The following is a 14930-nucleotide window of genomic DNA, read 5'->3' as shown; positions in this document are numbered from 1 at the left end:
TGCAGTTCGGGGTGAATCACGCCGTTTCCATAGTTCATCCCCCAGCCCCATTTGTAAGCGTCCACGCCGACGTTGTAGGCCCCCTCGGGGATCGATCGCATGTCGAGGAAGCCGCGGGCACCGAAGTAGAACATCACCACCAACAGAAACGACGGCCCGATGGACCAGACCAATTCCAAAGTGGTGTTGTGGTCGACTTGGCTGTCCGCCGGTTGCCCTTTGCCCTTGCGGTACTTCCAAGCAAAGCCGAACAGGGCGACAGCGATCGGGATGAAGAAAATGACACAGACGATGCTGATGAAGTGGAACACCCAATCGGATTCGCCCGAAAAGGACGACGCGGATTTGGGGAAAACCGAGAGCTTGCTGCTGGTGTAATCGCCTAACAGAGACATCATCGCGGGGGCTATTTGTGTCATTGAATTGGAAAAATCTATTCGTAAAAACGACTGCCCGGTGAGCAGTCCCTGCCTATCTCGTTACTCGTTCTGCGACGGGGCTTGCCCATCACTGGGTGATTCATTGCCGGGGAACGTCGGCACTGAATCAGCCTCGAGCCGCGCCGCGGGATTCCCCTTGCGACCGACCCAGTACGGAACCAATGCCGTCAGCAAGACACCGATGAACCCCAGTCCGCACAACCGCATGATTCGCCAGGCGTGCGGGGTGTAGGAATTGGAATCCGGGTCGTAGCTGTAACACCACAAAATGAATTGGTCGACCGCGTTGCCCACGGTTCCTTCGCCCGCCTCGACCAACGCCAACTTCAATTGCTCCGGCGGAAAGTCGATCGACAGCGAATACCGCGTGATCACTCCCGTGGGCGAAACAAATGCCAGCATTGCCGGGTGGTTGTATTGTTTGTTGGCCGCGTCGTATCGGTATTGGAAACCCAGCGTCTCGGCCAACTTGGTGATGATCGGTTGCTTCGCCGTCGCGAACGTCCAACCCTGCTCCGCGCCGGGTTGATTGGACAACACCGACACGTATTTTTCTTTCGTTTCCGCCGCGCGTCGACTGGTTTCGTTGGGGTCGATACTGACGGTCAAAATCTTGAAGTCTTTGTTCAGCTGTAGGTCCAACTGGTTCAGCGATTCGGTCAGCTTGTTCAACTGAACGCTGCACAGCATCGGACAATCGCTGTAGTTGAGCGTGACGATCGTGGGCAGATTTCCGTTGAAGATGTATCCGGTTTTGATCGCGTTGCCTTCGGAATCCGTCAGCGGCAAGTTGGTCGGAATCACATCACCCAGATTTTGAACGACCGTGATCCCCCGTGCTTCGGGAGGCAGGTTGTCGTTCAGGTCGACTTTCGCGCCGAGTCGGACCGCATCCTGAGCCAGAGACTCGGTCCGTGGAAAAAGTGCCGCGAACAACGTCAGCGCAGCGACTGCGGCAAGCCACACGATGCCCCCGTTGCTCGATGGTGTCCGCGGTTCAGGTTGCGTCTTTGGTTTCAGCATTGTCTGAGTGGTTGTCGGATTCCGATTGGCTTTCCTGTGCCACCAATTCCATCGCTTTGGAAATCGGAATGGTGACGTTTCCGGTCAACGGGTCCGCCCCGTACTTGGAAATCGAGCCAACTTGGTCGTTCAAAACTGCGTTCTGCCGCTTGTAGCTGCTCTGAGCCTGGAGGGTCTCTTTGTGAGCATCGACGAGCAGGAAGTACACGTACTGAACCGCTAAAATGGTCACCGCCGTCACAACGACGGAAGCAATTCCGATGATGAAAATCTGTCTGGTGTTCAGATCGTCGTATTTTGCCATGGCTCTACTTCGAAGTTTATCGAGCGGAGGGAGTCTGGAGTGCTAAAAAACAGGGACGTGCGACGTGGTGTCCCCCGGAAACGCTAAATATTTTCGAAAATGATCGATTCACGCAGCCGTGGATCGCGAACGGGAACCACACGATTGCCCCCCGCCACGCGAAGCACCAACCCGATCACCAGTGTCGACATGCCGACGACACACAGCAGACTGGCCAATATCCCCAGCGGGCCGCCGAATCCGGGCACGGTGTGGGTCTCGACCACGCGAGCTTCTGGCATCACGATCCAGTAGATATCGATGAAGTGCACGACCAGGATGTAGGCCGCCCAAAACGCCATCATCCCGGGACGACGACGCACGTGGCGACTCATCGTGCCGAAGAACGGAATCAACCAGTGGAAAATGATCAATCCGATCGACAGGTATCCGAATCCGCCATCCTGACGGCTGTAGAACCATTCGGTCTCTTCGGGAATGTTGCCGTACCAAATCAGCATGTATTGGCTGAACGAGATGTAGGTCCAAAACACGATGAACCCGAAGATGTACTTGCCCAAGTCATGGTAATGCTCCGGCGTGACTTCTTCCTTCAATGCCCCGGCACGTTGCAGCAGATACGTCAGCAGCGTGATCACGCAATGTGCCGCCAAGATACCGCCGGCGAAGATGTAAACGCCGAACATGGTCGAGAACCACATCGGTGCCAGGCTCATGCCCCAATCGAAGGCGGCAAACGTCAGTGAAAGCGAAAATGCCATCACCGCGGGGCCGGACCAGTATTGCATGCGGTCGGTCGCTGCTCGCTCGCCTGTTTCGTCCTGGTTGACGCTGCCACGCCAGTAATAAACCGCCAGGGCGCCCCAGATGCCGAAGTAAATCAAGGCGCGGATCACGAAGAACGGAGCGTTGAGAAACAGTTTCTTGTTTTCCCACATCTGCTCGTTGAGATGCAGCTTGGAGGCGAACTCCGGATCGGTCCAGACGAACAAGGCGCCTTCGCTGAAGACCGAAAACAGGATCGGCAAGAACAGGAACGCCATCGGCACGATCATGATCATCATGCACTCGGCGACCCGGCGGACGACGACACTCCAGCCGGCTCGGACCAGGTGTTGGATCAAGACGAAGAACAGGCATCCCAGCACGATCGTCAGGACGTACAGGAACGCCGTCAGGTAGGCGGACATCCCGAACCGCGGCATGTCAGCATCGCTGACGGCGAATGCCATGCCCATGCCGATCAGCAGGGCGACGAGGCCACCGCCGAGCAGCGGCATCTGCAAGCCGCGAAGTGATGCAGGCAGCTGGAAGGCCGGGTCATCGGCCGGTTTGACAGCGGGAGCGGCGTGTTCTGACATGGTCAAATCGGTTGTCGTAAAGTGCGGTGACGGTGGTGACCGCGTGGTCGAGTGATATGGGAATTTCGTGATCGGCGTGACCGCAAGCGGCCGCAACGCCGAGTCGTTAGGATTGAGTTTGTTTGCGAGCGGCCGCAGCCTTCTCCGCTTCTTCGGCTTGACGCTTCAATTCGGCTTTCGCGTCTGCGACCGCTGCTTCGACGGCGGCCTTTTCGGATTCCGGCACCAGGTCCATCGAGGCGTTCTGGCTCTTCTGCAACGCTCGCACGTAAGCGACGATCGCCCAGCGGTCCTTCAGCTTGATCTGGCCCGCATAGCCGGGCATCTTGCGAATCCCGTTGCTGATCGTTGAAAACAGTTTGCCGTCGGGATACTTGTCCGCGTACAGGGTTTCCTGGTGCATCGATGCCGGCGGGACCCAGGTCGGGGCATTGATCGATTGGGCACGCTGGTTGACCAGGCCGTTTCCGTAGCCATCCATCCCGTGACAAACGCTGCAGTAGATCGCGAACTGTTGTTGGCCTTGGGCCAGCAGTTCGGCGTCGACGGTCAGCGGGTTTTTTTCCACCCAGGGCGTGGTGTCCATCACGCTGGCCGGTGCTGCTTCGGCTGCTTCGACCGCTTCCTTTTCTTCCGCCTTGGCTTCGTCGTCGGCCAGCATGTAGGCCCGGACCAATCGCTGCACTCGCGGCGGATCGGACATCGTCAAGGCTTCGACATCGATTCCGGTCAGCATGTCGAGCGACTCTTCCATCTGCCCGCGGGCGACGGTGCCGGGGACATCCGAGCGCATCGCACGGTTGTCGGCGAACAGGCTGGTCACCTGTTGAGCGTCTTTGGCGGGCGAGAAATCCATATCAAAAAAGACGTGGAATCGCGGCTTGGAGCTGTTGGTCACCCGCATGGTCAAGATGCAGATCAACGGCACCAGCGACGCGGCGACGGCCAATCCCCAAATCAAGAACACCGGCTTGGGCACTTCTTTGGGTGAATCGTCTTCGACCACCTCGTTGATGTAATCGCTGCCGGTGTCGGCCAATAGATTCCGCACTCCGTTGGCATCGTAGCGTTCGTCGCTGGCATCGACGTAGAGGAAGAAACGGTCATCGGTCGCGCGGTCGAATCGCGGGTCGGTGAACATCGGGTTGCTGAACTTCGGCAAACCGTTGAGTGCCCACATGCCGAAGAACGCGCCGAAGGACGCCAGCAAAATCGTCAACTCGAATGCCACGGGGATGAACGCGGGCAACGAGATGTAAGGCTTGCCGGAGATGATGTATTTGTAATCGATACTGTTCATCCAGATCTGCATCACCAATGCGATGCAGGTACCCGTTGCACCGGCGATCAGACAGATCCACGGCAGCGCGGTCGGTTTGATGCCCAGTGCCTTGTCGATCCCGTGAACCGGGAACGGCGTGTAGGCGTCGGTTTTGGTGTAACCGGCATCGCGAATCCTGCGACAGGCGCTCAGCAATGAATCGACCGTTGTGAATTCGGCCATCATTCCGTGAACGGTCGTTTCTATTTTCGTTTCCGACATAGTTTTCTGATCCATCGAAACAGATCGTTAATGCTTAAAAGAATGAATGATTCAGTTTCTCAGTGACCTTCCGCAGCTTCTTCACCATGGCCGTGCAGGTGAGCCATGTGCTCCTGCTTGGCCAACGTCGCCTTGACTTCTGCCATGTTGATCACCGGCAAGGTGCGGCAGAACAGCAAGAACAACGTGAAGAACAATCCGAAGGATCCGATCAGCATGCCCCAGTCGACCCAGGTCGGCGTGAAGTAGGCCCAGGCACTCGGCAGATAGTCCCGTGACAAACTGCTGATGACAATCACGAATCGTTCGAACCACATGCCGATGTTCACGAAGATCGACACGACGACGATGATCCAGGGCGTCGTGCGAGCTTTCTTGAACCAGAAGATTTGCGGGCTGATGACGTTACACGAAACCATCGTCCAGTAGGCCCAGGCGTACGGCCCAAAGGCTCGGTTGAGGAACGCAAATTGTTCCGCGGGCACTTGGCCATACCAGGCGATGAAGAATTCCGTTCCATAGGCCAGACCGACGATCGAGCCGGTCGCCAAAATGATCTTGCACATGTTTTCCAAGTGCCGGATCGTGATCAGTTTTTCCAGGTTCAACATCTTTCGCGCCGGCACCATCAGTGTCAGCACCATCGCAAACCCGCTGAAGATTGCCCCGGCGACGAAGTACGGCGGGAAAATCGTGGTGTGCCAACCGGGCACCTGAGAGACCGCGAAGTCGAACGAAACGATCGTATGGACCGACAAAACCAGCGGTGCAGCCAGCGCGGCCAGGATCGCGTACGCCTTTTCATATCGCATCCAGTGACGCGACGACCCGCTCCAGCCCAGGCACAAAATCCCATAGGCCATCCGGCGGTACTTGTTCTTGGATCGGTCGCGGAACGTGGCCAAATCCGGAACCATCCCCATGTACCAGAACAACAGCGACACCGTGCCGTAGGTGGAAACGGCGAACACGTCCCACAACAGCGGGCTGCGGAATTGAGGCCACATCCAAAGATTCAAACTGGGGTAGGGTGCCAACCAGAATGCCAACCAGGCACGGCCGACGTGAATCCCCGGGAACGTCCCCGCACAGGCGACCGCAAAAATCGTCATCGCCTCGGCCGCACGGTTGATGCTGGTCCGCCATTCCTGACGGAACAGAAACAAAATCGCACTAATCAGCGTTCCCGCGTGACCGATCCCGACCCAGAACACGAAGTTCACAATCGGCCAACCCCAGAAAATCGGTGCCCGGTTGCCCCAAACTCCGACCCCGGTGTAGATCAGATACACGATCAGCAATCCGAGCATCTGCAGCAACGCAAACGCAACCAGGAAGCCGCCGATCCAACCCTTGCTCGGTGGGCGTTCGGCAACTTTGCAAACCGCTTCGGTGATGTCGTGGTACGTCGTTTCGCCAAGGACCAGCGGAGCTCGCTCACCTGGACGTTCGACGGTGTTATCCAATCCGTTTGGAATGGCAAGTGACATGGTCAGTGTTAGCTAGAAAGTGGAATCGGTTTGTTTGGCTTGGTCGATGCGGGCCTGCGGCACCGCGTGCAGTTTGTCGTTCGCCGAATCAATTCAGCAAACTCTCTGTCAGCGAACTGACGTCAGTGAGCTTTTTCTTTTTTGTGCTCGGCTTCTTTGTGTTCGCCGGCATGATCGTCGCCGCGGGCTTCATGATCACCGTGATCGTCATGGTCGTCGTGGCCGTGATGCGAAGTGATCGTTGCCAGGTCTTCCAGCTGCTGAAGGGTCATCAGCCGCGGGTGGGGGTTTCGCACCCGGGCCAAGTACTCCGTCCGCGGTTTGATGTTGAGTTGCTCCAGCACGCCGTAGGCTCGCACATCCTTGCGTTTTTTGGCCACGATCGAGTCGGGGTTGGCGATGTTGCCGAACTCAATGGCGTTGGTTCCGCAGGCGGCCTGGCAGGCGGTGATGACATCGCCGTCTTGGATCTGGCGGCCGCCGTCCTTGCGAGCTTCGATCTTGGCCTTTTCCACGCGTTGGACGCAGTAGGTGCACTTTTCCATCACACCGCGGCCACGCACGGTGACGTCGGGGTTGAGCACCAGGGCTTGCAGTTTTCGGTTGGCCGATTCGATCGCACCGGGGAACGCCTGGACCCCGTAGCCGACGCCGACCTCTTCGTTGTAATTGAAGTAGTTGAATCGACGGACTTTCAACGGGCAGTTGTTGGCACAGTACCGCGTTCCGATACAGCGGTTGTAGGCCATCGCGTTGATGCCCTCGTCGGTGTGTACTGTCGCGGCAACCGGGCAAACCTGTTCGCAAGGAGCCGTTTCGCAGTGCACACAGGCGACCGGCATGTGAACGATCTGGGCGTCTTCGGCATTGCCTTGGAAATAGCGGTCGATTCGCAGCCAGTGCATTTCGCGGCTGTTTCGGACCTGTTCGGCACCGACGATCGGGATGTTGTTTTCGCTTTGGCAAGCGACGACACAGGCGTTGCACCCGGTGCACTTGGTCAAATCGATCGACATGCCCCACTGCGGCAGATAATCCTTGGCCGGATCGGCTTGGATCTCTTGCATCGGTTCGGTGCCCAGCGAACCGTACTTGCCGACCTTGGGCACGTGCGGCGATTTGGGTTGCTCGGTGGCAAACGTGGGCACGTCTTCGAGCAACTTGGTGGTGCCTTCGCGAACCAGGTTGTAACTGCGACGCTCGGTTTCTTTGCGTCCGATGTCATCGATCGCCCAGTGATTCTGCGTCGTGGCGAAGTCGAATTCGTTGTAGTTCGGGCGTCCTTCGACTTGGTAGGCGACCAGCATTTGATCGCTGGTCCGCAGCGGCGAGACGTCAAATCCGACCGCCTCGAGGCCTTCGGCGATAAAGCCACCGACCTTGCCGACTCGCGAGCGACCGTATCCGATCGAAGTCATCACGACGCCGGGAGCCACACCGGGTGTTTCGAAGACCGGCAATTCGATCTTGCTGCCGCCCTTGCGAAGGGTGATGTACAGCCCGTGGTGCAAGCCCAGCGCCTTGGCGGTCGCGGGGCTCATCATCGCGGCGTTGCCCCAAGTGACCTTGGTGATCGACTGCGGCAGTTCCTGCAGCCAGCCGTTGTTGGCGAACCGCCCGTCGTACAGGCCGTCGGCGGGGGTGAAGACCACTTCGATGTTGTCTTGGTCGATGGTCTTGGGCGACGCGACTTCGGGATCGTTGCTCGGCAGTTCCGGTGCGGTGCCGGTCACGTCGGCGGTGCGTGCGGCCGTTTTGATGTCATCGGCGTAGCCGTCATGGAGCAGCTTTCGCCACTTTCCTTCGCTGAGCGTTTCTCCGGCGACCTGGTCAGCGGTTTGACGCACGATCAGCATCGGGTCGACGACGTCTTCTTCCATCATCAGCGCCAGGACTTCGGCGACCGTGCGTCCGCCCATCAGCGGCAGAATCTGTGGCTGGCAGACGCCGTACAGTCCGTCGTCGTTGATGCAGTCGCTCCAGGATTCCAGCGGGTGCGCCAGCGGCAGTGACCAATCGCACAAGACGGCGGTTTCGTCGTCATATTCGCCGAGGTAGAACACTTTCCCGTCTTGTCGCACCTTTTCGATCATGCCCGCGACGTCGATGTCACTGGGCGAGGTGAAGACGGGGTTGTCGCCCAGAATCAGCAACGACTCGATGTCGCCCTTGTTGACCGCAGCGACCAGGTCGGCCAGTGATTTCGTCTCCAGGCTCTCGTCCACGCAGGGCGTGAAGGATTGGGCTTTGCCCAGCGAGCCGAGTTTCTGGTTCATCGCGATTCCGGCCGCGACCAGATCGGGCCCGAGCGAGGGGCCGACAACGACGACTGCATCTTCGCCGGCTTCAACGATGTCGTGGGCCAGGCAATCCAGGAATCGCGATTGGCGTTCCGCGGCGGTGATTTCCGGATCATTGAACGCCAGCTCTTTGCCGTCGTGATTGTGCGTCTCGCCGTTCTTGAGCGCCTCGACCATGCGATCCAACGCGGCCAGGAATGCCGGCATTTGGCTCGGGCGAATCGCCAGACGCGTATCGGCCATGGTTCCCGTCGTCGTGTAGCCGCCTTCGACCATGTACAAGCGACTCATTTCGCCGGCGATCGGGTCACGCCGCTCGGCAAACGTTCGGGCGGCGGTCAGCGAACCGGGGTCGTTGCCGAGGAAATCGGCACCGAGCGAGAATATGACCTTGGCTTCGCTCAGATCGAGCACTTGGTTGGATTCGGTGCCAAGCATTTGCTTGGTCGCTTTTCGCATGACGCCGTCATGGACGCCGTCGAATTGAGCGATCGTCGCCGCCGGCAGTTTTTCTTTCAGTTTGCCGAGCATCCGCACGGTCGTCGGCGAACTGGTCGGCGACATCAGCACGGCGAAGCCCTTTCCGTTGTCGTTGCTGGCGGCTTTTTGAATCGCCGCGCGTCCTACCGGCAAGAAATCGTCCCATTGCGATTCCTGCTTCCGCTCGCCGCCACGCATCAAGACCGGGCCGTCGTCGCCACGCGAGCGATCGGGGTCATACAGCGACAAGATCGACGCCTGGACGTAGGCGTTGGTGCCGGCCGCCGACGGGTGGCTCTTGTTCGGTTCGATGTGCTGCGGGCGACCGTCAAAGCAACGGACCAGCAAGTTATGGACCGATCCGGCAAGCTCAAAGTTCGTCGCACGCTCGTAAAACTCGCCGGGCACACGGCCTTCGGGGCGGATCACGAACGGGGCGATGATTTCTTCGGGATAACGGCATCCCGAAACGCCGGCCATCGCCAGCGAGGCGCCCATCAATTGCATCCAGCGACGCCGCGAGACGCCTTCGGGGAACTCCGAAGCGGCGACCGGGAACTCGCGATGCAGATAATTGTTCTGGAATTCCTCGCTGCCGTGCAGTTCCGAAATACTACGCCAGTAAGTCGGGGCGTTGCTTTTCGCGTTGGATTCGTTGTGAGTCATATTCGTTCGGATGGATCGTTCGTAAACGGTGTTTACTGGCGCGGACGGTCAAGCGGAAAGGATCGGCACTATCGGTGACAAACGGCACAGTGACGCTGGGGATGGATGTTGTGCTCGGCACGCTGCTGTTTGGCAAACGCTTCCTGGTCCCAGTCCGCCGGCGGTTCCCAGTCAAGCTTGGTGACAAACTCTTTCGGCCGCAGGTGCTCGTTCGGGTTTTCGTGGCACTGGATGCACCACGCCATGGAAAGCTGCTCGTGCTGGTAGACGACTTCCATTTGATCGATCCGACCGTGGCAACTGACGCAACTGACGCCGGAGTTCACGTGTGCGGCGTGATTGAAGTAGACGTATTCGGGCAGATTGTGCACGCGTTTCCACTGCATGCTCTTGCCCGTTTTCCAGCTCTCGTGAATCGGTTTCAGATTCACGCTGTCCGCTCGCACGGCCGCCAATGCCGATTGACCCTGGTCGTTGGCCGGGCTGTGGCAGTTGATGCAGGTCGCCGTCGGGGGGACCGCGGCGTGGGCGGCCTCAAAAACCGTGTTGTGGCAATAACGACAGTCCAATTTCAGTTGGCCGGCGTGAATTGCATGGCTAAACGGAACCGGCTGCTCCGGTTCGTAGCCAATGTTCAAGGTCACCGGATCGGTCACCAAGCCTCCAACAGCAGCGGCAAATAAACCACCGCCGCCCAAAGCAGCGCCTAAAACCAGCAAAAACGGGTTGGACCAGCGTGGAAACAAAAAACGTTGCATGATCATCGGCCGGGTCAAATCCGGACGCGTTGGTGCAGAAAAGAACGGAAGACAGTTCGGAGCGGAAGTATCGGTCGGCCACTAGCAAATTGGCAAGGCCACCCGACAAGCGAGCGACATTGTGCCGCGAAGTTTTTGCCGAACAGCGTGAGGCGCATCGTCGCACCAGGCGCACAGACGCCTGTTTTCACCACCAGTGACCGTCCGCAGTCACCGGTCGAGCCGAACAACGCATCGAATCGAGCGCCGAAGCAAGCTCCGACACCGCCCAGTCTAAGTCGTCGATTTCAAGACGGTATTCAGGCCATTGCCAACCGCCCGGCCACATTTGGTGTGGCGCCGGCCAGCCGTTCTCGCTGCTCGTCTTTTGAATGCGAACCAGTAGACGTGGCAACCCGTGCGCCGCCTCTCCTGACATCGTGGATCGGCTGGTCTCGTCGAGTAATTTACTCCGACTAGGCAACTTGGGCAGAAAGCTGGAGACCCAGCGACAATCCTCGTCGCCATTCGCGGAGTCTTTGTTTGAGTCGTCGTCGATCGCCGAAAGCTTGGCCGTCTCGCTGGTGTAAACCATCACCCCATGCTCGTCGGCCAAACGTCGGCACAACAAGTCGCGAGTTTCTTGACGACCGGTCACCAAAGCCAGCGAGGGCGCCGCCGCGGACAAGTGATCGGAGATCTCTTGCAACGACCAGCCGAATCGCGGATCGCGGAAATGGGCCGCCACATCGCAGGCCGGTTGCAGCACAAATTGCCGCGCGGTGTAGCGTGGATGGGGCACGACCAAGCCAGTCGTCCCGCCGACCAGGTTCCCATGCAGGACGACGTCCAAGTCGATCGAACGCGCGTCCCAGCGCCGTCGCCGCTCACGGCCGAGTGCCTGTTCGAGTTCTTGCAGCAGTCCCAGCACCGCCCGCGCCGGGGCTTCGGTTTGGAACACGCCGATCGCATTGAGAAAGGGTTCCTGTCCCCCCGGGCCTCCGATCGGCGGTGTTTCGAACAGCCGGCTTGTCTTCAGCGCGTCGCCGTCGAGGATCAGATCGCACGCCGCTACCCGTTGTGCCGCCGAAGCGATCAAGTCCCGACGGTCTCCCAGGTTGCTGCCGAAGCTGATCACGCACTGAGAGACGTGTCGGTGTTTGGCGGCCCGTTGACCGGGCAAGGGGCGCGACAGGGGGTGACCGGGTTGATTCATGCCGCGGATTGTAGCCCGTTTGTCGCAGATCAGCAGTACGCTATTTGTGCGGTGCGTCCTACAACTCAAGCTTGCGGAACATCAGCAATCGCATCTCGGCGACTTGCCCGCCGGGAATCTCGCTGGCTTTCAAACGCAGCGTTTTTCGACCGGGACTCAATTCGATCGTCCCCAGCGTCATCGGCTGCCACCGCCGCACGTAACCTTCCTGCCGCGGCACCCGGTCTTCCTCGGCACCGACCAGCGGGCTTTCCACCGCCGTCTCGATCTTGGCCGACAGCGCCGCGTCTCCGAGCGACAGCTCGATGGTCGCCCCCACGTCTTGCCGCGGGCAGGCGTAATACATCTGAACCTCGTAGCGCCCGCTGCCGAGCACGTCGACGTCCCAGCGGATTTCACTCTCGGTGTCCGTCCAGTTCAACAGGTACGTGCAATTGGGGAATCGATTGCTGCGGCGGATCGCTCCGCTGAAGGTGGCATCGCGGGCGGGCAGTTGCGTCCACTCGGCCTCGGGATGCCCCAGCGGGAACGGCCGGGTGCCTTCGACCATCGCATCGGCATAGCTCTGTTTCCACGATTCGATCGCCGCGCCCAATCGTTTGGCGACCTCGGGCTGTTGCCCGGCCAGATTCGTTTTCTCGCGGCGGTCGGCGACGATGTCATACAATTCGCCGTTGTCCTGCATCCGGTACTGCTGTGTCCTGGCCGTTGCGCCGTTGCGCCAGCGGCTAAAGATCACGCGGTCGCGTTGGCTCGGGTCGGGGCCGGCACCGGAGAGTTCGCCGGCGATGGAAACGCCGTCGAGTGGTTTTCCATCGAGCTGTTTGGATTGCCAGTCGATGCCGGCGAAATCCGCCAGTGTGGGCAGCAAATCGATCGCGCCGCTGATCGATCGGACGACGGTTCCGGGTTTGATCTTTTGGGGATAACGGATCACGCAGGGTGAACGCAGCCCGCCTTCGTGGGTGGATCCCTTGCGTCCGCGCAACCCTCCGTTGAACCGTGCCCCGTTGGGGCCGTTGTCGCTGAAGTAAACCACGATCGTGTCCTGGTCTTTCCCGGTCGTCTTGAGATGCTCCAGCAATCGGCCGACGTTGTCATCGATGTTTTCGCACATCGCCAACGCCGCCCGCGTGTGCGGGATGTTTTGTCGTCGGCTGTTTCCCGGCTCCGGATCGGGAACCATGGTTTTGTCCGCGAACTTGTCCCAGTACTTCTGTGGCACTTGCATCGGCGAGTGCGGCGTGTTGAGCGCCAAGTAGACAAAGAAAGGCTGGTCGCCGGATCGGCTGACGAAGTCCATCGCGTGATCGGTCAGGTCGTCGATGATGAATCCTTTGCCTTGGACGATTCGACCGTTGTGTTCCAGCATCGGGTCGAAGTAGTGGCCCCAGTGCCCGCTGCAGAATCCGTAGTAATCGTCAAAGCCCCGCGCGTTGGGATGGTACGGCCACTGCATGCCGCTGTGCCATTTTCCGTAGGCCGCGGTGGCGTAACCGGCGTCGCGAAAGACCTCGGCGATGGTTTGTTCCCCGGCGTCAAATCGTTCGCCGCCGGCGGACGTGCTGTAGACGCCCATGCGAGTGTGGTAACGACCGGTCAGAAATTCGGCGCGCGTCGGTGAGCAAACCGCGCAGACATAAAAGTTTTCGACCTGAGCGCCCTGCCGCGCGATCGAATCGATATGTGGCGTCGACAGATTCGGGTTGCCGTGCAGACTCAAATCACCCCAGCCCTGGTCATCGGCCAACACGACAATCACATTTGGGCGATCCGACTGACACCACGCGCGAGGCGTGATGGTGACGGCAAGGAGTGCGACAACAAGCGAGAGGAAACGTGTGCGGCAAAGCATGGCGTGCGGGGACTTGGGGAGGGCGGATCGGGACCAGTTCCAGTGTAGCTCATTCGCGCCCTACCACTAACAAGAACAATTCGTTTGGTGTCAACGGAGAGCGCCAGCGAAGCGAATATCCCGGAGGGATTTCAGCGAGTAGCCGGAGGTCAGCGCAGCGCCACCTCCGGGGAGCACACTGCACCGAATCACCTGCTCGATCAGCTCGATCAGAATTCCATCAGCGCAACGGCAAAGTGGACGGTCAACACGAACAGTGTCGTCCATAGCACGGTCGATGTGATCGATCGGCTGACGTCGCTCGCCGAACGCTTCGGTGCTAGTCCCTGATAATAGGCGATCGTCGCGGTTCCCAACCCGCAGACGACGTTCTTCAAGAGCACCCATTTCCATCCGACGTGCAGCCAGGGGGATTCGCCGGCCAGGTTACGGCCGAAGTGCTGTTCCCAGAAATAAGGGCCGACGTCGGGATAAGATGCCGTGAACGCGACCATGCTGATGAAGCGGGCGGCATAAAACGCGAGCGACTCCAGGATCGGAGTGCCGATCACAAACGCAATCACGATCGGCAGCAACAAGTACGCGCGCGGGGCAACGCCCAGTGTTCGCATCGCGTCGACTTGACCGCCGTATTGCTTGACGCCGACGTCTGCCGAAACCGCCGCACCGCAGCGTGCCGCGACCAAGATGGTTGCCAGGATCGGTACCAACACTCGGTACAGGGCGAATCCGATCGATGCCAACAGCTCATCGATCAGCAACGGTTGGGTGTACAACCGAAAGGGCAGGAACCGAAACGTGAAGTAGGTGGACGTGAATCCGACGATCAGGCCGGCGATGATCAGATAGATCCAGGCCGATGGGCCGGCGACCAACCGCAAGTAGTGCAGCGTGAATCGGACGGCCCAACGAACGCGTGGGACGATCGGCAGCAGATCCAGCGGCAACCAAAACGCGGCCGACACGGCGCCACCGGTCGTTTCCAACACGGGGTTGATGACACGCCCGATCATCGACTTGCGTTGCGCCGGGCCAGACGTCGCGTCGGCTTCCAAAGTGGAAACCGGCACCATGCGTTCGGGGATTTCGCCCCACTGATCGCGACCGATTTCGATCAAGTCCTTTTGCTGTGGATCGAGCAGCAACACCTTGTCCGCGATCGGCAGCAAGGTCTCATAGTCGTGCGTGACCACGATGCTGGTTCGGTGGTACGTCGATTGGGTTTCGCGAATCAATTCTGCGACCAACCGTCCGCTGGCCGAATCGAGCCCGCTGGTCGGTTCGTCATACAGCAGGACATCGGGTGACGCGGCAAGTGTGCGGGCGATTGCCAGACGCTGTTTCTGGCCGCCGCTCAGGTCGGCCACCGAGGTCTTCAGCGGGACCCCCAAATGTTCCAGCCACTGTCGAGCGTTCCACGAGACCGGTTCGCTTTTCGGATTGCCGGCGCCGCGTTTGGGGCGATGGTCGATCGCGAATTGAACGTTCGCCGTGGCGGACAGCTCATCGAAGAGC

The 14930-nt window shown here is 59.4% G+C and carries 11 protein-coding genes; all 11 read right to left on the bottom strand.

Features of this window, described 5'->3' with window-relative positions; all coding sequences use genetic code 11:
- On the bottom strand, window positions 1–398 hold a 398-nt coding region (locus tag ABX749_RS04650; RefSeq protein WP_372894972.1), incomplete at its 3' end, for a cytochrome c oxidase subunit II transmembrane domain-containing protein.
- Between the two features lie 81 nt (window positions 399–479).
- Window positions 480–1406, bottom strand: a complete 927-nt coding sequence (locus ABX749_RS04645; RefSeq protein ID WP_372894971.1) for an SCO family protein — start codon at window positions 1404–1406, stop codon at window positions 480–482.
- A 31-nt stretch (window positions 1407–1437) separates the two neighbouring features.
- Window positions 1438–1767: a hypothetical protein gene (locus tag ABX749_RS04640; RefSeq protein ID WP_145209592.1), complete on the bottom strand. Its 330-nt coding sequence runs from the start codon at window positions 1765–1767 to the stop codon at window positions 1438–1440.
- Between the two features lie 83 nt (window positions 1768–1850).
- Window positions 1851–3128, bottom strand: coding sequence for a hypothetical protein (locus ABX749_RS04635; protein WP_372894970.1), 1278 nt, complete (start codon window positions 3126–3128; stop codon window positions 1851–1853).
- Between the two features lie 106 nt (window positions 3129–3234).
- Window positions 3235–4686, bottom strand: coding sequence for a quinol:electron acceptor oxidoreductase subunit ActD (locus tag ABX749_RS04630; protein ID WP_372894969.1), 1452 nt, complete (start codon window positions 4684–4686; stop codon window positions 3235–3237).
- Between the two features lie 44 nt (window positions 4687–4730).
- Entirely contained in the window at window positions 4731–6161 is a 1431-nt protein-coding gene (nrfD, locus tag ABX749_RS04625; RefSeq protein ID WP_095737555.1) for an NrfD/PsrC family molybdoenzyme membrane anchor subunit, read from the bottom strand.
- Window positions 6162–6283: 122 nt separating this feature from the next.
- Window positions 6284–9607, bottom strand: a complete 3324-nt coding sequence (locus tag ABX749_RS04620) for a TAT-variant-translocated molybdopterin oxidoreductase (protein ID WP_372894968.1) — start codon at window positions 9605–9607, stop codon at window positions 6284–6286.
- Between the two features lie 68 nt (window positions 9608–9675).
- A complete protein-coding gene (locus tag ABX749_RS04615; protein ID WP_372894967.1) occupies window positions 9676–10365 on the bottom strand; it encodes a cytochrome c3 family protein in 690 nt (229 codons plus the stop codon).
- 187 nt (window positions 10366–10552) lie between these two features.
- On the bottom strand, window positions 10553–11560 hold the full coding sequence (gene folK / locus ABX749_RS04610) for a 2-amino-4-hydroxy-6-hydroxymethyldihydropteridine diphosphokinase (RefSeq protein WP_372894966.1): 1008 nt from the start codon (window positions 11558–11560) through the stop codon (window positions 10553–10555).
- 58 nt (window positions 11561–11618) lie between these two features.
- Window positions 11619–13415 (bottom strand): arylsulfatase, encoded by a 1797-nt coding sequence (locus ABX749_RS04605; RefSeq protein WP_372894965.1) that lies wholly within the window; start codon window positions 13413–13415, stop codon window positions 11619–11621.
- A 209-nt stretch (window positions 13416–13624) separates the two neighbouring features.
- Window positions 13625–14930: ABC transporter permease (locus ABX749_RS04600; RefSeq protein WP_372894964.1), on the bottom strand; the 1306-nt coding region annotated here is incomplete at its 5' end.

This window comes from Stieleria sp., from assembly GCF_041595215.1.
GTDB classification, from domain to species: Bacteria; Planctomycetota; Planctomycetia; order Pirellulales; family Pirellulaceae; genus Stieleria; species Stieleria magnilauensis.
This window is presented reverse-complemented; position numbering and strand designations above follow the sequence as displayed.